This window comes from Methanomassiliicoccales archaeon (genome assembly GCA_013415865.1).
In the GTDB taxonomy this organism is placed as follows: Archaea; Thermoplasmatota; Thermoplasmata; order Methanomassiliicoccales; family UBA472; genus MVRC01.
This window is the reverse complement of sequence record CP058896.1, coordinates 222,510-243,742: the sequence shown is the minus strand read 5'-3', so window position 1 is coordinate 243,742 and position 21,233 is coordinate 222,510. Positions and strand designations below refer to the sequence as shown.

At 51.4% G+C, this 21,233-nt stretch carries 22 protein-coding genes; 9 read left to right on the top strand and 13 right to left on the bottom strand.

The window, feature by feature from the left end; genetic code table 11:
- Positions 1 to 56 precede the first annotated feature (56 nt).
- The 5 genes from HPY73_01275 to HPY73_01255 all read left to right on the top strand — a co-directional run bounded on the left by HPY73_01275 (position 57) and on the right by HPY73_01255 (position 4,866).
- Entirely contained in the window at positions 57 to 959 is a 903-nt protein-coding gene (locus HPY73_01275) for a glycosyltransferase family 2 protein (protein ID QLH74211.1), read from the top strand.
- A gap of 92 nt (positions 960 to 1,051) precedes the next feature.
- Positions 1,052 to 2,131 carry a GDP-mannose 4,6-dehydratase gene (gmd, locus tag HPY73_01270; protein QLH74210.1) on the top strand — a complete coding sequence of 360 codons (1,080 nt, stop codon included), beginning with the start codon at positions 1,052 to 1,054 and terminating at the stop codon, positions 2,129 to 2,131.
- A 9-nt stretch (positions 2,132 to 2,140) separates the two neighbouring features.
- Positions 2,141 to 3,082 carry a GDP-L-fucose synthase gene (locus tag HPY73_01265; protein ID QLH75599.1) on the top strand — a complete coding sequence of 314 codons (942 nt, stop codon included), beginning with the start codon at positions 2,141 to 2,143 and terminating at the stop codon, positions 3,080 to 3,082.
- 142 nt (positions 3,083 to 3,224) lie between these two features.
- Positions 3,225 to 4,154, top strand: coding sequence for an ornithine carbamoyltransferase (argF, locus tag HPY73_01260; protein ID QLH75598.1), 930 nt, complete (start codon positions 3,225 to 3,227; stop codon positions 4,152 to 4,154).
- A gap of 427 nt (positions 4,155 to 4,581) precedes the next feature.
- Entirely contained in the window at positions 4,582 to 4,866 is a 285-nt protein-coding gene (locus tag HPY73_01255; GenBank protein ID QLH74209.1) for a hypothetical protein, read from the top strand.
- A 58-nt stretch (positions 4,867 to 4,924) separates the two neighbouring features.
- Here HPY73_01255 and HPY73_01250 read toward each other — a convergent pair whose 3' ends face one another.
- The 4 genes from HPY73_01250 to HPY73_01235 form a co-directional block, all read right to left on the bottom strand.
- Positions 4,925 to 6,442, bottom strand: coding sequence for a DHH family phosphoesterase (locus HPY73_01250; protein ID QLH74208.1), 1,518 nt, complete (start codon positions 6,440 to 6,442; stop codon positions 4,925 to 4,927).
- A 2-nt stretch (positions 6,443 to 6,444) separates the two neighbouring features.
- Positions 6,445 to 7,200 carry a ribonuclease H-like domain-containing protein gene (locus HPY73_01245; GenBank protein QLH74207.1) on the bottom strand — a complete coding sequence of 252 codons (756 nt, stop codon included), beginning with the start codon at positions 7,198 to 7,200 and terminating at the stop codon, positions 6,445 to 6,447.
- 81 nt (positions 7,201 to 7,281) lie between these two features.
- Positions 7,282 to 8,034 carry an ABC transporter permease gene (locus HPY73_01240; protein QLH74206.1) on the bottom strand — a complete coding sequence of 251 codons (753 nt, stop codon included), beginning with the start codon at positions 8,032 to 8,034 and terminating at the stop codon, positions 7,282 to 7,284.
- On the bottom strand, positions 8,028 to 8,951 hold the full coding sequence (locus HPY73_01235) for an ABC transporter ATP-binding protein (GenBank protein QLH74205.1): 924 nt from the start codon (positions 8,949 to 8,951) through the stop codon (positions 8,028 to 8,030). Before HPY73_01235 ends, HPY73_01240 begins: the two co-directional genes overlap by 7 nt.
- Before the next feature lie 138 nt (positions 8,952 to 9,089).
- On the opposite strand from HPY73_01235, the gene HPY73_01230 reads away from it, so the two are divergent.
- Together HPY73_01230 and HPY73_01225 are read left to right on the top strand one after the other, a co-directional pair.
- On the top strand, positions 9,090 to 10,307 hold the full coding sequence (locus HPY73_01230) for a glycosyltransferase family 4 protein (protein ID QLH74204.1): 1,218 nt from the start codon (positions 9,090 to 9,092) through the stop codon (positions 10,305 to 10,307).
- 55 nt (positions 10,308 to 10,362) lie between these two features.
- A complete protein-coding gene (locus HPY73_01225; protein QLH75597.1) occupies positions 10,363 to 11,937 on the top strand; it encodes an aldehyde dehydrogenase family protein in 1,575 nt (524 codons plus the stop codon).
- On the opposite strand, the gene HPY73_01220 is transcribed toward HPY73_01225, so the two are convergent.
- Together HPY73_01220 and HPY73_01215 are read right to left on the bottom strand one after the other, a co-directional pair.
- Positions 11,938 to 12,762: a universal stress protein gene (locus tag HPY73_01220; protein QLH74203.1), complete on the bottom strand. Its 825-nt coding sequence runs from the start codon at positions 12,760 to 12,762 to the stop codon at positions 11,938 to 11,940.
- A 99-nt stretch (positions 12,763 to 12,861) separates the two neighbouring features.
- On the bottom strand, positions 12,862 to 13,212 hold the full coding sequence (locus tag HPY73_01215) for a helix-turn-helix transcriptional regulator (protein ID QLH74202.1): 351 nt from the start codon (positions 13,210 to 13,212) through the stop codon (positions 12,862 to 12,864).
- A 212-nt stretch (positions 13,213 to 13,424) separates the two neighbouring features.
- On the opposite strand from HPY73_01215, the gene HPY73_01210 reads away from it, so the two are divergent.
- Positions 13,425 to 14,168 carry a metallophosphoesterase gene (locus HPY73_01210; GenBank protein QLH74201.1) on the top strand — a complete coding sequence of 248 codons (744 nt, stop codon included), beginning with the start codon at positions 13,425 to 13,427 and terminating at the stop codon, positions 14,166 to 14,168.
- 265 nt (positions 14,169 to 14,433) lie between these two features.
- Here the strand turns inward: HPY73_01210 and HPY73_01205 are convergent, their stop codons facing one another.
- The 7 genes from HPY73_01205 to HPY73_01175 are packed head-to-tail and all read right to left on the bottom strand — an operon-like array spanning position 14,434 to position 19,782.
- Complete coding sequence (locus HPY73_01205) at positions 14,434 to 14,718, bottom strand: DUF1622 domain-containing protein (protein QLH75596.1); 285 nt, start codon at positions 14,716 to 14,718, stop codon at positions 14,434 to 14,436.
- A gap of 49 nt (positions 14,719 to 14,767) precedes the next feature.
- Positions 14,768 to 15,169, bottom strand: coding sequence for a 4Fe-4S binding protein (locus HPY73_01200; GenBank protein QLH74200.1), 402 nt, complete (start codon positions 15,167 to 15,169; stop codon positions 14,768 to 14,770).
- 4 nt (positions 15,170 to 15,173) lie between these two features.
- Positions 15,174 to 16,259 carry a nickel-dependent hydrogenase large subunit gene (locus tag HPY73_01195; GenBank protein ID QLH74199.1) on the bottom strand — a complete coding sequence of 362 codons (1,086 nt, stop codon included), beginning with the start codon at positions 16,257 to 16,259 and terminating at the stop codon, positions 15,174 to 15,176.
- Positions 16,252 to 16,632: an NADH-quinone oxidoreductase subunit C gene (locus HPY73_01190; GenBank protein QLH74198.1), complete on the bottom strand. Its 381-nt coding sequence runs from the start codon at positions 16,630 to 16,632 to the stop codon at positions 16,252 to 16,254. Before HPY73_01190 ends, HPY73_01195 begins: the two co-directional genes overlap by 8 nt.
- Positions 16,599 to 17,033 carry an NADH-quinone oxidoreductase subunit NuoB gene (nuoB, locus tag HPY73_01185; GenBank protein ID QLH74197.1) on the bottom strand — a complete coding sequence of 145 codons (435 nt, stop codon included), beginning with the start codon at positions 17,031 to 17,033 and terminating at the stop codon, positions 16,599 to 16,601. Before nuoB ends, HPY73_01190 begins: the two co-directional genes overlap by 34 nt.
- Positions 17,033 to 17,893: an NADH-quinone oxidoreductase subunit H gene (locus tag HPY73_01180; GenBank protein ID QLH74196.1), complete on the bottom strand. Its 861-nt coding sequence runs from the start codon at positions 17,891 to 17,893 to the stop codon at positions 17,033 to 17,035. The genes nuoB and HPY73_01180 overlap by 1 nt, the downstream gene beginning before the upstream one ends.
- The gene (locus HPY73_01175; protein ID QLH74195.1) at positions 17,890 to 19,782 is read right to left on the bottom strand and encodes an NADH-quinone oxidoreductase subunit L; all 1,893 of its coding nucleotides are present in this window, start codon (positions 19,780 to 19,782) and stop codon (positions 17,890 to 17,892) included. Before HPY73_01175 ends, HPY73_01180 begins: the two co-directional genes overlap by 4 nt.
- Before the next feature lie 236 nt (positions 19,783 to 20,018).
- On the opposite strand from HPY73_01175, the gene amrS reads away from it, so the two are divergent.
- On the top strand, positions 20,019 to 21,116 hold the full coding sequence (gene amrS / locus HPY73_01170) for an AmmeMemoRadiSam system radical SAM enzyme (protein QLH74194.1): 1,098 nt from the start codon (positions 20,019 to 20,021) through the stop codon (positions 21,114 to 21,116).
- Positions 21,117 to 21,233 lie beyond the last annotated feature (117 nt).

Genomic DNA, 21,233 nt, shown 5'->3' with positions numbered 1-21,233 from the left:
CAAATAAAAATTCGAAAAAATCCTTCAAATATGAGGAACGTCTGCATTAATTCAAAATGGAAAGGGATGCACGTCTCAAAAAGGTCATAGCATTGGTACCGGCATTTAACGAGGAGCTGACGATAGCATCCGTCGTCCTAATGTCTGTGCCATATGTCTGGAAGGTAATAGTTGTGGACGACGGCTCCAAAGACAGGACATCAGAGATTGCAGCAAAGGCTGGGGCCATGGTAATACAATTACCAAAGAACACTGGAAAGGCCGCGGCTCTCAGAAGAGGGTTTGAGGAGTGCAAGAAATTCGACCCTGATTGCGTAGTCACTATAGATGGCGACGGTCAGATGGACCCCTCCCTTATTCCCAATATCTGCAGACCGGTGTTGGATGGCGAGGCGGACCTGGTCATCGGTTCAAGATACCTGGAAAGAACAGACATACCTAAGTACAGGAAAATGGGGCTTTTGGTCCTCAACTCGACGACGAACCTGGGCTCAATGACAAAGGTAACAGACAGCCAGTCGGGATACAGGGCACTGTCGAGGAATGCGCTAGAGCACGTTGACTTCCGTTCTGATTCCTACAGTGTTGAATCGGACATGATAATCCATTTCTCGAACAAAGGGCTGAAGATCACGGAGGTGCCAACAACCGTACGTTATGACGTGCCGAACGGACATAAGAAAAACCCTTTGAAACATGGCATGTCCGTCCTTGCGAAGCTGATCGGGTTCGTTGGTTATAAGCGCCCGTTGCTCCTTTTCGGGGTCCCAGGGATTGCCTTTTTTTTGGCAGGCACCATCTTGTCATTCGCCACATTCCTTAATACAAAGCTGATATTCGATTGGACACTCGTCACTCAGGGGATCGCTGGTATCTCGCTATTTGGGACAGGCCTATTTTTAATATTCACATCTCTCGTACTCAATTCCTTAGGCATCTTGATGGACAAATTGAGATGATGAACATCCAGCATCATTTTTTGAGCAGGTAATTTATTTATCTCAACAAGATATGGTGACAACATCAAGTTTCTCTTGAGTGAGGCTTTAAAATGAAAAAGGTAGCAATGATCACGGGTATAACCGGTCAGGACGGTTCATTCCTCGCTGAATTTCTATTAAAAAAAGGATATGAGGTCCACGGCATCATCAGACGGAGCTCCTCGTTCAACACTGGAAGGATCGAGCATCTCTACCTAAAAGATTACATTGACGACATGCACAAAGAGAAACGCGTGTTCCTCCACTATGGCGATATGACCGATACCAATAGTCTCATGTCGTTAGTTCAGAATGTACGACCAGATGAGATTTACAATTTGGCCGCCCAATCGCATGTTAAAGTCTCGTTCGAAGCACCGGAGTACACCGCGAACGCCGACGCGATCGGGACATTGAGGCTCCTTGAGATAATCAGGTTACTTGGCCTCGAAAAAAAGACAAAGTTCTATCAAGCGTCCACATCTGAACTATATGGCCTGGTGCAAGAGGTCCCTCAGAGCGAGACAACTCCTTTCTATCCCCGTAGCCCATATGGCGTTGCAAAACTGTATGCATACTGGATAGTTGTGAATTATCGTGAAGCATATGGTATTTTCGCGGTTAATGGCATATTGTTCAATCACGAATCTGAAAGAAGGGGAGAGACCTTCGTCACAAGGAAGATAACTCTTGCAGCAGCGAGGATAGCGGCAGGTGTCCAAAGGAAGCTATATTTGGGCAATCTAAATGCAAAGAGGGACTGGGGTTATGCTCCAGACTACGTCCAATGCATGTGGATGATGTTACAACATCCGAAGCCCGAAGATTTTGTCATTGCGACCGGCGAGCAACACACCGTCAGGGAGTTCTGCGAACTTGCATTCAAAGAGGTAGGCATTGAACTAAAGTGGGAGGGTTCCGGGATCAATGAAAAAGGAATCGACAAGAAGAATGGCAAGGTCCTGGTTGAGATTGACCGTCGTTATTTCCGTCCGACCGAGGTAGATGACCTACTGGGTGATCCAACTAAAGCGATCAAGTTATTGGGATGGAACCCTAAGCAGACAAGCTTCCACGATTTGGTTAAGAAGATGGTACGCTCAGATATGGAAAAAGTTGCCAAGGAGATAAGGGCCAACGGAAAGGGTTGAATCCATATGATGTCTAAGGACAGTAAAATCTATGTAGCCGGCCACAGGGGGATGGTCGGTTCTGCGATTGTGCGCAAGCTACAAGCAGATGGCTATGAAAATTTATTGCTAAGGACATCTAAGGACTTGGACCTGAGAAGGCAATATGAGGTCGAAAGGTTCTTTGAGCAGGAGAGGCCTGAGTTCGTCTTCATTTCCGCGGCCAAAGTGGGCGGCATTCTTGCCAACAATACATTTCCTGCGGAGTTCATCTATGACAATCTCATGATTGAGGCGAATATCATAGAGGCGGCCAGGAAGACCAATGTTAATAAATTGTTGTTCCTCGGAAGTTCTTGTATTTACCCAAAATTTGCCCCTCAGCCGATAAAGGAGGAATATCTTTTAACAGGCGGTCTCGAGCCAACGAACGAGGCATACTCGGTCGCCAAAATAACGGGAATAGAGCTATGTAAGTTCTATCGTAGGCAATATGGATGCGACTTTATCTCGGTAATGCCGACCAACCTCTATGGACCTAACGACAATTTTGACCTTAGCTCATCCCATGTCCTACCTGCCCTGTTACGTAAGTTTCATGAGGCAAAGGTCGCTGGGGTAGATGAAGTCGTGATCTGGGGTACAGGTGAACCAAGAAGAGAGTTCCTACATGTGGACGACCTGGCAGATGCCTGCGTCTTCTTGATGAACAATTACTCAGGGGAGATGCATCTCAACATTGGGACCGGGGAAGATATAAAGATCATCGAGCTCGCAGATCTGATAGCAAAGGTCGTTGGGTTTAAGGGGAGAATAGTCAACGACCTCTCCAAGCCTGACGGAACTCCGCGGAAATTGCTAGACATAAGCCGATTAAAGGGGTTAGGATGGACAGCATCGATTGGGTTGGAAGAGGGGATAAGGTCTACCTATGAATGGTTCCTTGAGAATCTGGAGACCATACGCAGGTGAAATGTCTCAGGGATGGGACTGAAAAAAATGGACATAACAAAATTAATTTTGTCCGGAGTCTATCATTTATTTTAATATGATGCCGGCCTTGCACAGCCCCGATATCGGGAGACATGGCCGATAGATGAAGGAGAACACGCTGATGAAACGCGATTTCATTTCGATGTTGGACGTGGAGGACATCCTTGGTGAACTGCTAGTACTTGCTGAGGAGATGAAGGCTGGAAAATACAAGGACCAGGCTCCTTTGAAAGGAAAGAAGCTTGCGATGATATTCGAAAAATCGTCCACACGTACCAGGGTATCTTTCGAGGTCGGGATGTTGGAGCTCGGAGGGCATGCGCTTAATCTCAGCATGAAGGACCTCCAACTGGGCCGTGGCGAGACGGTCGCGGACACCGCCAAGGTCCTGTCCCGTTATGTGGACGGTATAATGTACAGAGCTTACCAGCATGCGATGATGTTGGAGCTCGCACACAACGCCTCTGTACCGGTGATCAACGCCCTTGACGATGTTGAACATCCCTGCCAGATAATGGCAGATCTTCTTACCATCAAAGAATATAAGGGAAGGCTGAGGGGGATCAAGATAGCATATGTCGGGGACGGGAACAACGTTTGCAACTCATTGATGCTCGGCGCCGCGATGTGCGGTATGGACTTCATAGCCGCAGTGCCTCCAGGGTTCGAACCTGACAAGGAGCTCACTGGTATCGCCAAGACCCTGGCGGACAAGCACAACGGTTCGATAGAGATTATCACCGACCCCCTTGAGGCCGCGAAAGGCGCGGACGCCGTCTATACGGACGTCTGGGTGTCGATGGGGAAAGAGGACCAGTCCGAGGAGCGTATAAAGGTCTTTATGCCATATCAGATCAACTCCAGGTTGATGTCAGTGGCGCAGCCTGATGCGATCGCCATGCATTGTCTCCCGGCGCATCGTGGCATGGAGATAAGCGCGGATGTGATGGACGGACCTCACAGCGTGGTGTTCGACCAGGCGGAGAACAGGTTGCATGTGCAGAAGGCAATACTCATGAAACTGCTCGGCGATCAGCAGGAAGAAGAGTAGGGCAGCTCATGCTCCTGAAACCCATTTTTCACAAAATATATTGTCATCCATTTTCACAGATTATCATTTAACCTCGATCAGATGCTTATCTTAGTCCTTGTTTCCAGGTGCTAACAGGTAATACAGATTAATACAGCAAAAAAGACTGTCGCGGCGACGGCTCTGGTGTCCGTATAGGTGGCTACCGCCCTCATTTGGATGGATTTGGACGACATCTGAAAATAGATCACCGAGGGTGGCAAGAGCATCACTTAGGGAGGTCTGAAATGATCAAAGTTCAACCTTACCTCATCGGGTTAGATCGAGGACCTCGGGAATGACAAAACAACCTCTCACTAGCAGGTGAACATCAGTCATTTGATATGCAACTGGCAAGTTCCTTTATTGCTTATGATTTACAAGAGGACCGCATGGATCACTGCATGCCGTGTCCGCCGGTATAGAGGTCAACGCCAACTGTACGACATTCAATTACGCCTCATGCTCGTTCATCGTCAGTGAGAATAAGAGCTCTGAGCAAGGGGCCATTATTTTCAATGAGATCAGAGCCAATCTCGAGATGGAGACCTTAGAGGAAAAAGAGATCGGAGAGGTCGGAATAGTGGGGATGATTCATCAGATCATTCCAATGGAGAACGAGAAGAGAAAGTCTGTATTCCAGATGCAATCTCGATCTCTCGGAAATTTCAAACTATTATCTTTCCCATTTTAATTTAAAAAGGGCATCATTAGGGTCGGAGATGGCAAATGTCTTTCTGTTCTGTCAGAGCCTATTTCAGCCCCGAACGTTCAAATTGTTCTCGGATGATCATGTCGGCCCTATCAAGGAACTCAACTTCCTTGCCCTTTTCGATCGTTGCACCAGCAGCGATGTTATGCCCCCCGCCCACCCCACCTACCTTCTCCGCGGACAATTTTATCGCAGAGGATAGGTCCAAACCTTTGGCCACAAGTTCCTTGGTCGCCCTGGCCGAAACCTTAAGCTTGCCGTCCTCGGTCTTAGCGAAGGCGAACAACGGCCGGTCGCTCGGCACCTTACCAGAAGAAAGGACCATCCCTAGCACGGTACCTAAAGTGGTCTCCAACGAAGAAGGCAATCCGAACTCCTCCTCTGTCCTGAAATACTGAAGTGCGGTCATCTGAACAAGCAGTGCTCCATCGAACGCATCGATCCCCCCTCTCAGGTTCTCCCTATGCGTCTTTATCTGCCCCCTTACCTTGTTCAGAATCTCTGAGAAGGCTTCACCGTTCCTGGACACGGTGCACAGTTCCACCCCTAGGTCAGCCTGTCCATGCCTACCGCAGGAGTTCAACAGGGTTGCATACTCTTTTGCATCACAAAGCTCGGTGCCCTGTGCTTCCTTTGTGAGGATGTATATCTCCCCCTTCAACCTGCAATCCCCCCTCCCCAGCTTCGCGAGCTCAAATTCCAAGGCGTTGATGGCCCTTTCACGCTCCTCAGCCGTCAGGTCGGACCATGTCCTAAGTTTCTCCTTTCTGCCAAGAGGTATCTCAAGCTCCTTGAAGAATTCCCTACATCTCGCCCAGTCCGAGGTCCAGGGCAATGGCAGGTCGGAGTATTGGATGAACTTTGTAAGGGGCCTTGAGACCCTTCCGAACAGACGGATGTCCTCCTCGACCCTGAGCACTCCCGCGGCAACACCATCATCGACTATCCTTGCATTCAGACCGGTCAACCTCCCTTCGTCCGAATCTTGAAAGTCCCCCACCGCCCCCACGACCGCCAATGCCGCAAGGTCTTTGTTCGCAGGGTCTAGGCACTTTGTGATCCAATATGTCACCCCAGAACCAGAGATCTCCCTTGAACCATCGATACCAAAGTCCATGGGGTTCAGGATCAGATGTGGTTGGTCGATCTGCCTCTGACCCTTCAGTATATTTGCGCTCTTTTTCCTTCTTTTCCCTCTTACATCATGACCGACATCGGATGTCCTCCCTCCATGGACATCCGGGGCATGATGGTCGGCGATGCAGACGGAGGCGTCCTTGAAGCGCGTCCCCATTCCGGACCCCAGGTCGACGAGCAGCACGGTGTCGTAATCTTCATTTTCGATCCTCGAGACCTCGGCCTCGTCGACCTTCTTCACAGACCTCGTCATGACCTCTATGCCCTCCCTTTCAAGTGCGGTCCTCGCGATAGCTGTAGCAGAGATGCCATCGGCGTCTATGTGGCCGACCACGAGGACCTTGGAGGCATCTCTCAGATGCGACGCGACCGCCCTGGCCCTTTTTTCAAACCGCTCCACGCGCTCCTCATAGGAAGGCATGTTCAATCCCTCCAGGTCTTTTCCACAAGCTTATCATAAACTATTCCAGCGATCTTTTCCAGGTTGACCGTGTCCTCCCTGTTGTACCGTACGAGCAATCTCAATGCGTTCTCTTTTTTCTGTTTCTCCCACAGCCTCCATAGATAGACGGCCTCCTCTCCTGTCACATAAGCGACCTCTTGAGGCCTTCTGATCCCAAACCTTTCTTCCAGGAGCTTGAGGCCACCTACATGCCCGATCCTATGAGCACCATGCCTGAGATCAAAATGAGGGACCCTCGGGACAGTGAAAGGGAATTCCTTGCTCAGGACAGGAAGGTCGAATGACGATCCATTGAAGGTGATGAGCATCTTCGCCCCCGCAAGGGCCTTCGCGAGACCCTCGGATGTGAGGTCGATACCCCTTATCAATGTCGTGGTGCCTTTCTTAGAATGCACCGTTACGACCGTGGTCCTTGCCCCTGGACCGATACCATCGGTCTCTATATCCAGGTACGCCGCGTCATCGACAAAGGTCGAGAACAGCCGCCATTGCTCGACGGTCGGAAGTAATGAGCAAAAATAATCTGAGCGCCCCATCTCCAGGAACCTATCCGCATCCTCAAGTCGGTCATCCATCGTTGATTTCCTTTCATCACCTATCCCTTCGATGTGCGATCTGCACAAGAAGTCTCCCCAGGTGGTTATACCCTTCTTCCAGAGTCCCCTCTCCGTAACATTGCCCACGCGCGGCAGGATGATGAACGTGCTACGTATCATCCGAAGGGGTTTGGCCGTCACGATATTAATCCCTTATCAGGTCGGTACCGAAAACGCCGAAAGAACCTCCTTTATCGATCATCATAGCCCTTTCATCAGGTTACGTTCGAGCACCTTGATGGCCGCCAGCACAAAGAGCGCTGTGAATGCAAGAAGGACCACCACGCATATCGCCCATCCCAGCTCGCTGCCATGGTCCAGGCTGTAGTTCAGACCATCTACCAGGTAGGTCAATGGAGAACAATATGCGACGTAGATCCCTGGCCCGCTCAGCTCGCTCAATGGCACGAAGATGCCGCTGATGAAAATAAGAGGGAATCTCACCAATGCCGCGAGCATCATGATGTTCGCAGGCACCCTCCCTCCGAACGTCGATAGGAGAACACCAAGAGCTGCGAAGCAGCAATTGCCAATGGCAAAAAGGAGAATGAGGAGCATGATATTGCTCACCGCGATGCCTAAGGCGAAGATACCTACTATGCCAACAATGCCTGCTATCAGCATCCCGAAGATGGCCCCAGCCAACGCATCACCGAGAACGACCGTCGTCACGTTCACAGGCATGGACAACAGCCTCTCAAACGTCCCAGTCTGCTTCTCCCATGGTACGATAAGAGGGCCCACTGACGAGGACGTGAAGAATAAGGACATCGCAAGGAACCCTGGGAAATAGGTCGGTATATCGAGGTCGCGGCCTATGAAGAAGGCAAAGAAAAGGAATGTGGGCAGTATGAGACCGAATATGAAGACGGGGGCCTTCCTGTAATAGATGCGGACATCCTTGCGCATCACGACCGAGACCCCTCGCAACATGACGTCCAGGTTCATCAGCACACCCCCGATGAGGTAAGCTTGACGAAAACATCTTCAAGGCTCGGCCCTAAGGTTGTGATCGAAAGTATCCTTGCGCCCTTTTCCTCCTTTAATCTCATCACCGATTCTATGGCAAGGTCGGGATCGTCAGTATAGAACCGCCACTTGTCCCCCGCCATCTCCACCTTCGATATATGCGGGGCCGAGAACGACCCAAGGTCGATCTTTCTGTCGAAAGAGACCTCCAGTGTCTGGGTCGTTTCATACGTACGTCTAAGCTTCTCGGGGGCCTCTATGCAGACCACCGATCCCTTGTTTATTATGCAGACACGCTGGCACAGGCGGTTGGCCTCCTCTATGTTATGGGTCGTAAGGACGACCGTGCTCCCCTTCGCGTTCATCTTTTTTACTAGGTCAACGATCATCCTTCTGCTCTGGACATCTAAGCCTTCTGTCGGCTCATCAAGGAATAGGACCGGCGGCTCATGGATCATCGCGCAGGCTATCGAGACCCTTTGCTTCATCCCCTTTGAGAATCTTCGGACAAGGTCGTCCCCTCGCTCCAAAAGACCCAGGTCCTTCAGCAGCTCCTCGGCCCTCGATCTCCTTTTCTCGGCCGAGAGCCCATAGAACCTGCCGACAAGGTCGATGTTCTCCTTGGCCGAGAGGTCAGGGTAAACATTCCCTACCTCTGGGATGACGCCGGTCTTCATCTTTGATTCGAGAGGTCGTTTTAATACATCGGTCCCCTCGATATAGATGCTCCCAGCATCTGGTCTCAGCACGCCTGTCATCATCCTTATGGTGGTCGTCTTACCTGCCCCGTTCGGGCCTAACAGCCCAAAGAACTCTCCTTTCTCTACCGAGAATGAAACGTTATTGACGGCCGTTATGTTGCCAAATCGTTTCAAAAGGCCCGAGACCTCTATGGAACGCAAATTAAAACCCCATTTCCCCCCATATCTAAGTAAACCACATTTAATGATATCTTCCTTGGATATGCTTGATGGCCCTCATCCTGACCATGCCGAAAGGTGAATTATAACTATAAGCCAGTTGTTAATGAGGTCATAAGAATGAAAGCAGGAGCACCTACTGTATTGATGATAACTCCAGACTACCCCCCGAGGATAACAGGGGGCTGTGCCCTCAGCTGCAGGCTTCTCGTCGAGGGCCTGAGGTCAAGAGGGATGAATGTGGACGTGCTCGCTTTCAACGGGGACATCAGGGACGAGATCACCTCTGAAAGAGGATTCGTCCGATATCTGCCCCACCCGCGCAGGGAGGTGCTTCTCCAGCTCAACATGTATGCGGTCAAGGCGATGAAGGGATTGAACAAGAGATATGACATCATACATGTTTACAACTGCCAACAGATCCCGGCGGCCGTTTTTTATGCCAGAAAGAACAGGTCGAAGGTCGTGGCAACGCTGAACAATATGGTCCCCGTATGCACAAACCCTTCGAACTTCGAGGAGGATGAATGTACCGCATGCACTCCTTTGGACACGCTCGCATGCGCGATGAAAAGGAAAGGGGGGATCGCCATGAAGGCCTTCATGCCGTTCCACTGGGCCCAGTTCCATGCGCTCCGAAGGTATGCCAGGGATGTTGATATGTACATAGCATTATCAGAGGAGACAAAGCGATATTATGTATCATCCGGCTTCGATCCAGATAAGATCAGGGTGATACCGAACATGTTCGACCCCGCGATGATGGGGCTGGCCAATGCAACGCCGAGGACCGAGCACAAGGGCACGAAGAACATCATCTACACTGGTCGTTTAGAGGTCGAGAAGGGACTGCAGGTCCTGATCGAGTCGCTCTCTATCATCGACAGGAAGGACATCGTGCTTTATCTGGTAGGGAAGGGCGATTATACCGAACAATTGAAGGAACTTGCCGTTAAGCTGGGGGTCGGGGACAGGGTCGTCTTTCCAGGTTTCCTTCCTCAAGAGGAGATAGCGAGATATTATGCATTGGCCGATGTTTTTGTCCACCCTGCATTATGGCCGGAGCCGTTCGCGAGGACGCTCCTCGAGTCGTTGGCCTTCAATGTCCCCCTTGTGGTCTCGGACAAGGGGCCCTCCAGCAGGATATTGGAGGAGGCATGCCTCTCATTCCGCTCTGGAGATGCCAGGGACCTTGCGGAAAAGCTTGAGACGGTATTATATGATAAGGTCAAGGCCAACGAGATGAGGGCGCATGGAAGAATAGTATTGTCCAGATACTCGCCTGATACCATACTTACGAAGGTGGAGAAATTATACAAGGAAGTGATGGCCAAATAATGCCTTCCCAAGGGATTATCTATCTCGAGCTTCCTGTAAGAGCTTGGTGGACCTCATGGTGTTCCGGAACGTCAACACCTATCACAACATGGTCAGGGACGGGCAGGCGAGATTGTACGACCTTCGCTACGAGGGCGAGATCGAGATCATGACCAAGGACCTGGCCTTGGGTCCAAAGCAATACCCGCTTGTCATCGATGGCCAAAGGATCACGGGCAGATCGCACTTCGATGACCGCTCCCCCATCGATGAGAACATCATTGTTGGAAGATTCCCAAGGGGGAGCGCGGAGGATGTCGACGCGGCCGTCGATGCCGCAAAAAGGGCCTTCAGCGACTGGTCGAGGGCCGATCTCGAGACAAGGTTGGGGATATTCACAAAGGCCGCTGACATCATGGATGAGGAAAGGTTCAGACTTGCTGCGGCGATAACCTATGACAATGGTAAGAACAGGCACGAGGCCATAGCCGAGGTGGACGAGGCCATCGATTTCGTGCGATACTATGTGGGATGCATGAAGGAGAACAACGGCTTTTCAAATGAGACCCCCAGGGCCTATGAGGACGAACGGTCCCAGAGCGTCCTGAGGCCATATGGCGTCTGGGCCGTCATATGCCCATTCAATTTCCCATTGGCCATAAGCTGTGGCATGATGACAGGGGCTATGGTCACGGGGAACACCGTCGTCGTCAAACCAGCGTCGCCGGCCCCTTTGATGCCTTACCTCTACTATGACATATTGGAGAGAGCGGGGCTGCCCCCAGGTGTCATGAACGTCGTCACCGGAGGAGGGGCCGAGGTAGGAGGCAGATTGACAGCTCACCCCGAAATATCCGGATTCGTCTTCACTGGATCAAAGGAAGTGGGCTTTGACCTGATCAAAAGGTCATTGAGGAGATACCCTGTGCCGGTCATCGCGGAGATGGGAGGGAAGAATCCCGCGGTGGTCATGCCGTCCGCGGACCTCGAAAAGGCCGTCAGGGGCATAGCTCACTCGGCGTTCAGTTATTCTGGTCAGAAATGCTCCGCCTGCTCCAGAGCATACGTTCATGAGGAGATCTTCGATGATCTCGTAGGCCGGCTCGTACGCAGGACAGAATCCCTCAGGTTCGGCGACCCGAGGAAGGCGGACACCTATTCCGGCCCTGTCATTCATGCCAAGGCCGTCCAAGATTATGAGAGATACGTGGAGATGGCGCGAAAGGATGGAAAGGTGCATTGCGGCGGAAAGAAGATAGAGGTGCCTGGCCTAAAAGGCTATTATGTGGCCCCCACAATAGTCACCGGCCTGCATGAGGACCATTTCCTGCTGAAGAACGAGCTCTTCCTTCCGATATTATGCGTGCAGAGAGTAAGGTCCCTGGAAGAGGCCCTTAGGAAGGCCAATGATGTGGACTTCGGTCTCACGGCGGGGATATATTCGACCGAGCGGTCGGAGATCGAATACTTCTTTGACAACATAGAGGCCGGCGTATGCTATGCGAACAGAGCAAGGGGTGCTACGACCGGAGCGATGGTCGGTTCTCAGCCGTTCTGCGGTTGGAAGGCATCTGGAAGCACGGGCAAGGGCACGGGGACCGCACTTTATCTCACACAGTTCATGAGGCAACACGCCCGGACCATCCAATGATCATCTGACCGGGACAATGAGGACGTGAACAGGCGACTTCCTCAATACCTCGTCAGAGACCGAACCTAGCGTCATCGAGTGCAGCAGCCCTTTACCGACATTTCCCATGATGATGAGGGTCGAATCGAACTCTCTGGCCGCCTCAAGGATATTGTATGCGGGCGTTCCATAATGTAGGTGGGTATCGAGCTCGCTCGTCCCTTTATGGCCCTCTTTCCATTTAAGCAGGTCTTCCTTGACCTGCTGGAACTTCACATCGTCCTCGACGCTGTATTTGGCGCTCTGGACCACATGAAATAGGACCGCCTTCTTGCAACCAGCAGCATCGATCTCTTTGAAGGTCTGCATCAGAATCTTGGTGCTTGGACCGAGGTCCATAGATATTAGAACGCTCTCCAGCAGAAAAGGGCATTTCTCGACCTTGTGGGAAAGGCCCCCTTCGAACTTGCCTATCAGTACAGGGACCTTTGACCTCCTTACGACCTCCAGAGAGACCGAGCCCACGACAAGTTCCCTTTTCTTCGATTTCCCCGAAGATGCCATGGCTATCATGGTCGCCTTTTCCTTCTTTGCCGCCTTCAGGATCATTGTTGACGGTTTGCCCACCTCGGTCACGACCTTGACCGGGATATCCGCAGAGGAAAATTTTTCTGCCAACGCCTCAAGCTTCGACCTCTCGTCCTGGGTCGGGGCGTCTCCCACGTCTATCGCATAATAGAGAACGGCCTCCTTGAGGCCATAATGCCTCATCCCTACGATGCAATCGACCTGACCGACAGAAGCATCGCTCAGGTCGACCGGTATAAGGACCTTGTCGAACAACATCTATTGGAACATTATGCAGGTCAAGGTATAATAATATGACATGAAGAAATGAATCGACAGGCCACTTGGCCCATCATCATGTTCATCAAGGATATCGTTTCATGGAACGGCCACATCGGCGAAAAGGTTCATCTCATAGGATGCCACGGTGGAAGTGCCGTCCACCATTTCTATCTTGGCGCTGAGCCTGTTCCTTTCGACTATTATCTGTGCGTTCCTGACCCGCGATTTATACATCGAGATGCGCTTTCCTGCCTGCGTCAATCTTCTCTCGCAACAATAGATCATTCCTGCTTTCTCAAGGACCTTGATCTTGCGGTAGCATGCCGCTATGGGTATCCCAAGCTTCTCGCTCAACTCAAAAGCATTCCTTGGTCGGCCCATTGTCGCAAGGATTATCTTCGCTGAGTATTCCTCTGTAATGAGCTTCGAAGTTTCGAGTGCCTGCATGAGTTTGCACCTTACCGGAGCGAACCTCCAAGGACGATATATTAACCCTTAGGGCTCGCTATCAATTTTGATTCGAATGGCCTATGATCTCAGTATGATTGTTCCATTAACGCCAGAGGTCGATTCTTCGATATGAGGTCATCTAGATCGTTCTACAGAACAGAAAGTACCGATACAATCATTGAAGATGCTGCTTTATATCATATCGGTAGGTGCCCATGAGGACGCATCAGGTCTTTCCCGGAGCGAGGATCACAAATGACCGGTGTCTTTGGCTCGAGCATGAGGCGACCATAGTTATCGCCGATCTGCATATAGGGTTGGAGAGCGCCCTGGAGGCGGACGGCCTTCATCTTCCAAGGTTCCAGACCGACAACATGAGGGAGGCGCTGATCGAGATCATCGATAGGTACTCGCCTAAAAGGGTTGTCATCCTTGGCGACCTGAAACATGAATTCTCAAGGAATGTTGGCCAAGAGCTGGCAGAGGTACGATCCATCCTCTCGCTGCTCAAGGAATCGAGCGAGGTCAATGTTGCCCGAGGTAACCATGATAATTACCTTCCGAACATCGCCTTTAAGCTCGGCATAAATGTGGAGGAAAGGTTCATCATAGGCGGTATAACACTGATGCATGGTCACACCCCCACTGATTCAAGGCCGCTTGTCATCGGGCATGAACACCCCTCCGTGAAGGTCTTCGATGAGGTGCGGGCCAATGTCAGGCTACCTTGCTTCCTTCATCTTGAGAAGGAAAGGATCGTCGTACTGCCGGCCTTTTCTCCGTTGGCGCCAGGCACGGATTACACATCGGGATATGGTGGAAGAACGATCTCCCCTGTGCTGGCCCATTTGGATATCGGCAGGGCCAAGGTCTATGGTTGTTCTGACATCGGGTTGCTCCCCTTGGGAGAGCTCAGGGGGCTCTCTGGTCTGAGGGAAATTTCCGACCGTTGATGAAGTAGATCATGAAGTAGGTTTTGCAAGAAAAATAATTCAAAACAGGAGCAATTTAGAAATTAACCATCTTAGGGATCTTCTATAAAACTAGGTAGAATGACTCCCCTATAGAATATCGATAGTGGCCGATCATATAGAACTGACTGCCCCCTGACAAGGACAAGCCATGATATCAAGGAAGCGCGATTGACAAAACATGAAAGATCCATCAGGAAGGTCCTATGACGAGTACAATATGATCATGAGGGCGTCATCGGCCTTGCTATTCCTTCGTCTCCCGCGAAAGGAAGAAGCTCAATACGGTCCTGATACCAACGACGGTCCCAAGAAGTACGAGATCGTCCAAGGTCGGTGCAATGAATGACATGAGTATATCCGCGGCGATGAAAAAGTCCAGACCGAGGATGATAAGCTGGACGAACCCGACCTTGACACCATGGACATCAATGGCCTGTTTCTTGGTCCATCTCTCAAATATCTGATAGATGGCCCTTGCTCCCCCAAAAGAGACCGTTGCGACCCCGATGACGCTGAAAAAGAACGAGATATATTTTACAAGCTCAGTGAACTCCTAGATCTCCAGACCCGAGGGCATCTCACTTCCTCCTCAGTCTCTTCTCGTCCCTCTCGCTCGGGGGCATCGAGGTGATAGTATATTCATGCCTTTTCATACCGACCGCATAGATGTGTATCTCCCTCACGGGGCCAGGCTCTGGATATCCTGGCTCCATGGCGATGGTGTTTGTCGGGCAGATATCGACGCATGTTCTGCATTGTATGCATCTCACGCGATTGATGCTCTGGGTCTTGGCCTGCTTGTCCGTGGAAATGGCCTTGGTCGGACAGTTCTTCTCGCAAAGTCGGCACCATATGCATCTCTCCATATCCCATACGACCCTGCCCCGGTTGTTCGGAGGTATCCGAGCATCCTCATACGGATATCTGACAGTATATGGACGGGACAAGAGGTTCCTAAGGCTGGAGATGATCATCGACAAAGGATCACCTGTCCGTGCAGCAGATGCATGGGTCCACCGAAATGGTTATCGGTGCCACATCAGCGACCCTGGCCCCCTTGATCATGGCCGTAACGGCAGGGATGTTGACCAGGGCAGGGGTCCTGAGCTTGACCCTATCAAGCTGGACCTCGTTCTTTCCTCTTATCCAATACATCAGCTCCCCTCGCGGAGCCTCTACCCTCCCGTAGGCATCTGCGGAAGGGGGGTTTCCCTTGACGGTCGTTGCATATGGGCCGTCCCTCATCAGGTTGATTCCCTGTCTCATAAGGTAGACAGACTGAATGACCTCGTCCATGCGCACCATTGTACGGGCATAGCAATCGCCCTCCTCATAGGATATCGGGCTGAAGCGGACCCCGTCGACACCATATCCATCGAACCCTGTCAGCCTTATATCATGAGGGAGCCCGCTGCCGCGGGCGGTAGGTCCTACCGTGCACCAGTCGAATGCCGCCTCCTTTGACAGGACCCCCACTCCTATCAATCTTTTACGCAGTGTTGTATCCTTTCTTACGATCCTCTGCAGCTCGATCAGCCTGGGCTCGAGCCTGTCCAATGTTGATTCTATGTCCTTCAGCGATTCGTATGGAACGTCCTTCCTCAACCCCCCGATCGCGTTCATTGAATAATGCACTCTGCCTCCGGAGACCCTGTTCACGAGCATCATGACCTCCTCCCTTTCGCGGAAGAACTGCATGAAGAGGTTCTCATAACCGACCGTCTCTGCGATATGGCCGAGCGCCAAAAGGTGGCTTGTCAACCTCTGGGCCTCCATCATGATCATCCGCATCAGCTTCGCCCTTTCCGGTGGTTCGATGCCATAAAGGCGCTCCATCGCCTGGACATATGCCGAGGAGTGGTGGAATGAGCATATCCCACACACTCTTTCGCATAAGAACTGCGAACGCCTGAAATCCTGGGCCAGAGCATGTTCCATCCCTCTGTGGTTATAACCGTATGAGATCTCAGCCCCGACCACCACCTCCTCCTCGATGTCCAATCGAAGATGGAGTGGTTCCAAGAAGGCCGAATGTTGTGGCCCGAACGGTATGACCGAGCTTCTAGGCATCCTTTTCCACCTCTTTTCTGGGGAGCCTCAATGGATTCTTAGGGCTGTTCTTGTCCAGCAGGAAACCTCCCTCAACGCCTTTGAACTTCAGGCCGAACATGTCGATTATCTCCCTTTCCATGCACAGGGCCCCGGAATATAGGTCCGATATCGAGCTGATCTCCTCGTCCTCGGTCACCACATATCTCAGGTCGACCAAGGACCCCTCGTGTTGGAAGACATAGATGAGGTCATAGGTGCCGTCCCTTCTGTCGGCGGCCATGATGTCCACCAGCCTAGGCCTGGGCGCCTTCAACATCATCTTTTCAAGCTTTTTTCTGACATCGATCTCTGCGGCGCTCATGACCTCTCCTCCTGGGCCTTTCTTTTCCATAGCTCTATCCCTTTGACCACAGCGTCCATGATCGCCTCAGGCCTGCAGCTGCATCCTGGGACGTACATGTCGACCGGTATCACCTTGTCCACTCCACCGCAGACGTTGTAACAGTCGAAGAATGGCACACCATTTGAAGCGCAGTCGCCGCATGCGATGACGAGCTTGGGCTCCGGCGTCTGATTATAAAGGTTGACCAACCTTTCCTCGGCCTTCCTGGTCACCGGGCCAGTGATCAACAATATGTCCGCATGCTTCGGGTTCGCCTTATTGACCATTCCAAACCTCTCGACATCGTAACGGGGCGTCAAAAGGGCCCAGACCTCGAGGTCGCAACCGTTGCACGACCCAGTATCAAAATGGAGTATCCAAGGAGATCTTGTCGCAGCATCCCTTCTCATCAGAAGACCCCCTCGGTGTGCAACCAAATAGCGGCCATGTTGACAGAGACAAGACCGATCCCGATGAGCAATGTAAGCTTGATCATATCCCACCTGGTGAGCCTTGCTGAGGAGTTGTCTATCAAAATTGCAAAGAACACAAAGGCAAGAACAATGGCGACCTTTATTGCGATAGAGAGGACCACATCATCATCGTTGTAGAACAAGGTCATCACAGCGAAGATGAACGCCAGCTCGAACCAATGTGCGAGCTCAAGAATGCCCAGATAGGTACCGCTGTATTCCACATAAACGCCGGACACGATCTCCTGGTGTGCTGTGGCGATATCGAAAGGTGACTTCTGCATGACAATGAGGACGACCGGCATCATTGCGACCAGAACAAGAATCATGACACCTAAGAGGTTGTCTGAGTAGCTGTCAGAAAGGAATGAACCGTTCCACCACCCTAACATGAATATCACGAGGAACAGCACCGGTTCATAGGCCAGCACCTGCAGCAGCTCTCTCTGCCCCCCGATCTGACCGAAAGCAGACCTGGAGCTGAAGGCCCCCAAGGCCAATGCAAGATTTCCGGCACCGCTCACGAAAAAGGCCACCAGAAGGTCACCGCCGGTGGCGAAGATGATGAAGGCCACCATCTGGAGCAACAAGCATGCCGCCGCATAGGAAATCTGGGCCTGGTTATCGGCCCTTCTTTCCTTGCCAAAGAGCTTTATGAGGTCATAAAACGGCTGGAGGATCGGCGGCCCTACACGGTTCTGCATCCTCGCCGTCAGCTTTCTGTCCACCCCCAAGAGGAGACCTACCGATAAAGGGCCGAGGACCGTAAGCGCCAGGGCCGTCATGATGTCGGTCATAGGACCACCTCGATGTCCAGATACGGCGATATCAACAACAGCACAATGAGCGCCAAGGCAGTGGATTCGGAGATCACGATGCCCCATCTTTCCGCCCTCTCATCGTATAGATATGCGCCGCCCACCACGGCCTGGAACGGCTCCCCGCAAGTATATTCCACATCCATCTCATCCTTGCCAGGGGCCAGGTACAGCGAGAAGAGAACAAAGCACACGCCCATCACGATGAACAAGGCGAACAGAGGCACCGCGCCAGTATCGGTCCTCAGAACCCCCCAGATATCGACCTCGGCCCCAGAGGTAACATAGGGGTCCACCAATCCACCTATGACCAATGATATAATCGAGCTCAGCGAGACCCCCATTGCGATCAGTGTCAATATCGGATAGGAGTAATAACGCCCCACGCTCTTACCTTTCAAAGGGGTCCTGGTGGACCCGCTCGGGGACATGTACATCCTCCCCAACCATTTCCCATAATATGCCGTTGTTGCCCCCAGTCCCACCGCCAGGACCAGAGCGACCGCCGGCATGGCGACCGCGGCCTCGGACAACATCCATTTGGCCACGAAAAGCCCGAACGGAGGAAAGACCATTAAAAATACACCGGCATAGATCGAGAATGCCGCCAGAGGCATTCTCTGCCTCAGCTCTTGCATGTCCTCGATATCTTCGCTCCCTGTCGTGTGCTTGACCATCCCAACTGCAAGGAACAGCAAGGCCTTCGCGATCGAGTGGAAAAAGAGCAAGAGCACGCCCGCGGCCACTGAGATCTCGGTCGCAATGCCTGCGCAAACGAAGACAAGGCCCAGATTGCCTATCGTGCTATAGGCCAAGACCCTTTTTGAATTGCTCTGTCTCAGGGCGAATATGGATGTAGAGAGGAATGTAATGGAACCTATCGCCACAAGGCCCCAGCCCAAATAATCATAGAAGTGCCAAAAATGCCAAAACCTTAAGACCAGATAGGCCCCGAGATTGACCATGGTGGCCGAATGGAGCAATGCAGAGACGGGGGTCGGAGCGACCATAGCCCCTACCAGCCAAGATTGGAATGGTAGCTGAGCGGACTTTGCCAATGCAGCGATAACGATCATGGGTATGGAAACTACGACGATGTCGGTCATCATCGAAGGTTCCATGACCGAGATCTCCAAGGTCGGGAAATCCTCGGCGATAAGAATGAATGAGGATGATAAGGCCAACCCGCCGATCAAAGTATAGACCAGCGCCCTCTCTGCAGAAACGTAGGCCTTTGCAGTGGCATCATGCGATATCAGCATGTACGAACAAAGCGTCGTGACCTCCCAGAACATGAACAACCAAACCAGGTCGTTGCTCACGACCGCGCCGTTCATGGCCGAGATGAAGAGCAGCATAAAGGCGAAGAACCTGTTCTGCCGTCGGTCGCCAGACATGTAGCCCAATGCATAGATGCAGATGACAGCACCGACAGTGTTCGTTATCAACAGCATTATCACGGCGAGATGATCGGCCATCAGCACAGGGTCGTCGCCTCTTTGTTTGACCAGAAGTTCAATGAAAATTGAAGTGATCAAGATCATCGATGCCAGGAGGAGGATCGAGATGTTCCTCCTGGAATATCCCACATATATTAGGACAAAGGTTGTCAATATATCCATTACAACGATGGCCAGATCAGGCTCTCCCAGTTCGGACCTCTCGACCATCAAGAAGGTTGTTCCATCAGATACCATTAACAACAAGGCGGTCAGAGCGAGGATGATGCTAACGGATGAGGATATCAGAACGACCACTTTGACGTGCCATTCCCTGTCGCCAATTGCGACCAATATGGCTGCGATGGATGGGATCACGACCAATGCTACAAGAACGGCCCCCCCGGCGTCCATATCTGCTCCATACATTATCTGAGCTACAGCCTTATATATCCGTTACCTTTAGCGGTGCCTCCTTCTATTGCCAATGCTGAATTCTGTTAATTCTCATCCCACAGAGCGATCTTGCTTCTATGCGTATTTTTTTAATCAGCAATACCTTTACATATGCGGTAGGAGGCGGGTGGGGACGTCGGAATGCATCGTGTGTGGAAGTGTGCTGAAGAAAGATCAAGTGAAATGTCCTGTGTGCGGGGCTTCCCAAGATGAAGAGGACGATTATTGAGAAGGCCGTCGACCTCCATCGAGGCCGTTGGTGGTTCGAAAACGAAGGAAAGGTCCAATGTGAGCTATGTCCACGGATGTGCTTGATAGGGGAAGGTGAAAAAGGCTTCTGCAAGGTCCGCTCGAACTCGGGGGGCACGCTTTTCTCAGAGAACTATGGAAGGGTCACGGTCAGCACCATCGACTCGATCGAAAGGAAACCGATCTTCCACTATATACCAGGGGCCCGGTTGCTTAGCGTAGGAAGCTACGGGTGCAACCTAGATTGTAAATTCTGTCAGAACCAATTCATATCCAGACCTGATTCAGATGTACCATACAGGTTCATATCGCCCGAAGAGCTGGTATCTGAGGCCGTAGATAAAGGGGCCATAGGAATTGCCTTCACTTTCAATGAGCCAACTATATGGTCTGAATACATAATATGTGTTTCTTTGTATGCTAAGAAGAAAGGTCTGTCCATCATCCTTAACACAAATGGATATATCCAAGGTCAAGCAAGGCAAGATCTCATCAACGCCGTTGATGCCGTTAAAGTGGATATCAAAGGTTTCTCGAACGAGGTCTACAGGGACCTTTGTTCAGGTTCGCTGAAGCCCGTCCTCGAGACATGCGAAATGGCATTTGAAAGGTCAAAGCACATAGAACTGTCCTATCTTATGATCCCTGGGATGACAGACACCCAAGAACAGATAGAAAGGTTCGGAATATGGGTGATGAGAAAATTGGACAAGGAGACCCCCGTGCACCTGTTCCGCTTCCAGCCGGGAAGGAGAATGTTGAATGTTCCAGTAAGTTCAACCGAGGACCTGGGGGTCGCCCGCCGTGAGCTGCTGGCATGCGGTCTAAAATTCGTTTACATGGGCGGGCCCGGGGATGATTTTGGAAGGGACACCATCTGCCCGGATTGTGGGAAGACGTGGATAGAGAGAAAGGCGGCAGGATCTGAACCCCTGGTGTTCATGGGCGAGAAGGTCAGCAGGTTCTGCCCATCTTACTCGAACATAAAGGTCCTGATTAGGAACGGCGCTTGCCCCGGCTGTGGAAAAAGAACAAATATAATTGAAAATCTAGTATGAGGCCTTGATATTAACGATAGTGCGGTATGAATATATGGATGATATATCCATCCACACAAGGGTTTATAATCGTCCATTGTAATTTGCGAGCAAAATTCTTTGATGATCGAACTAGGA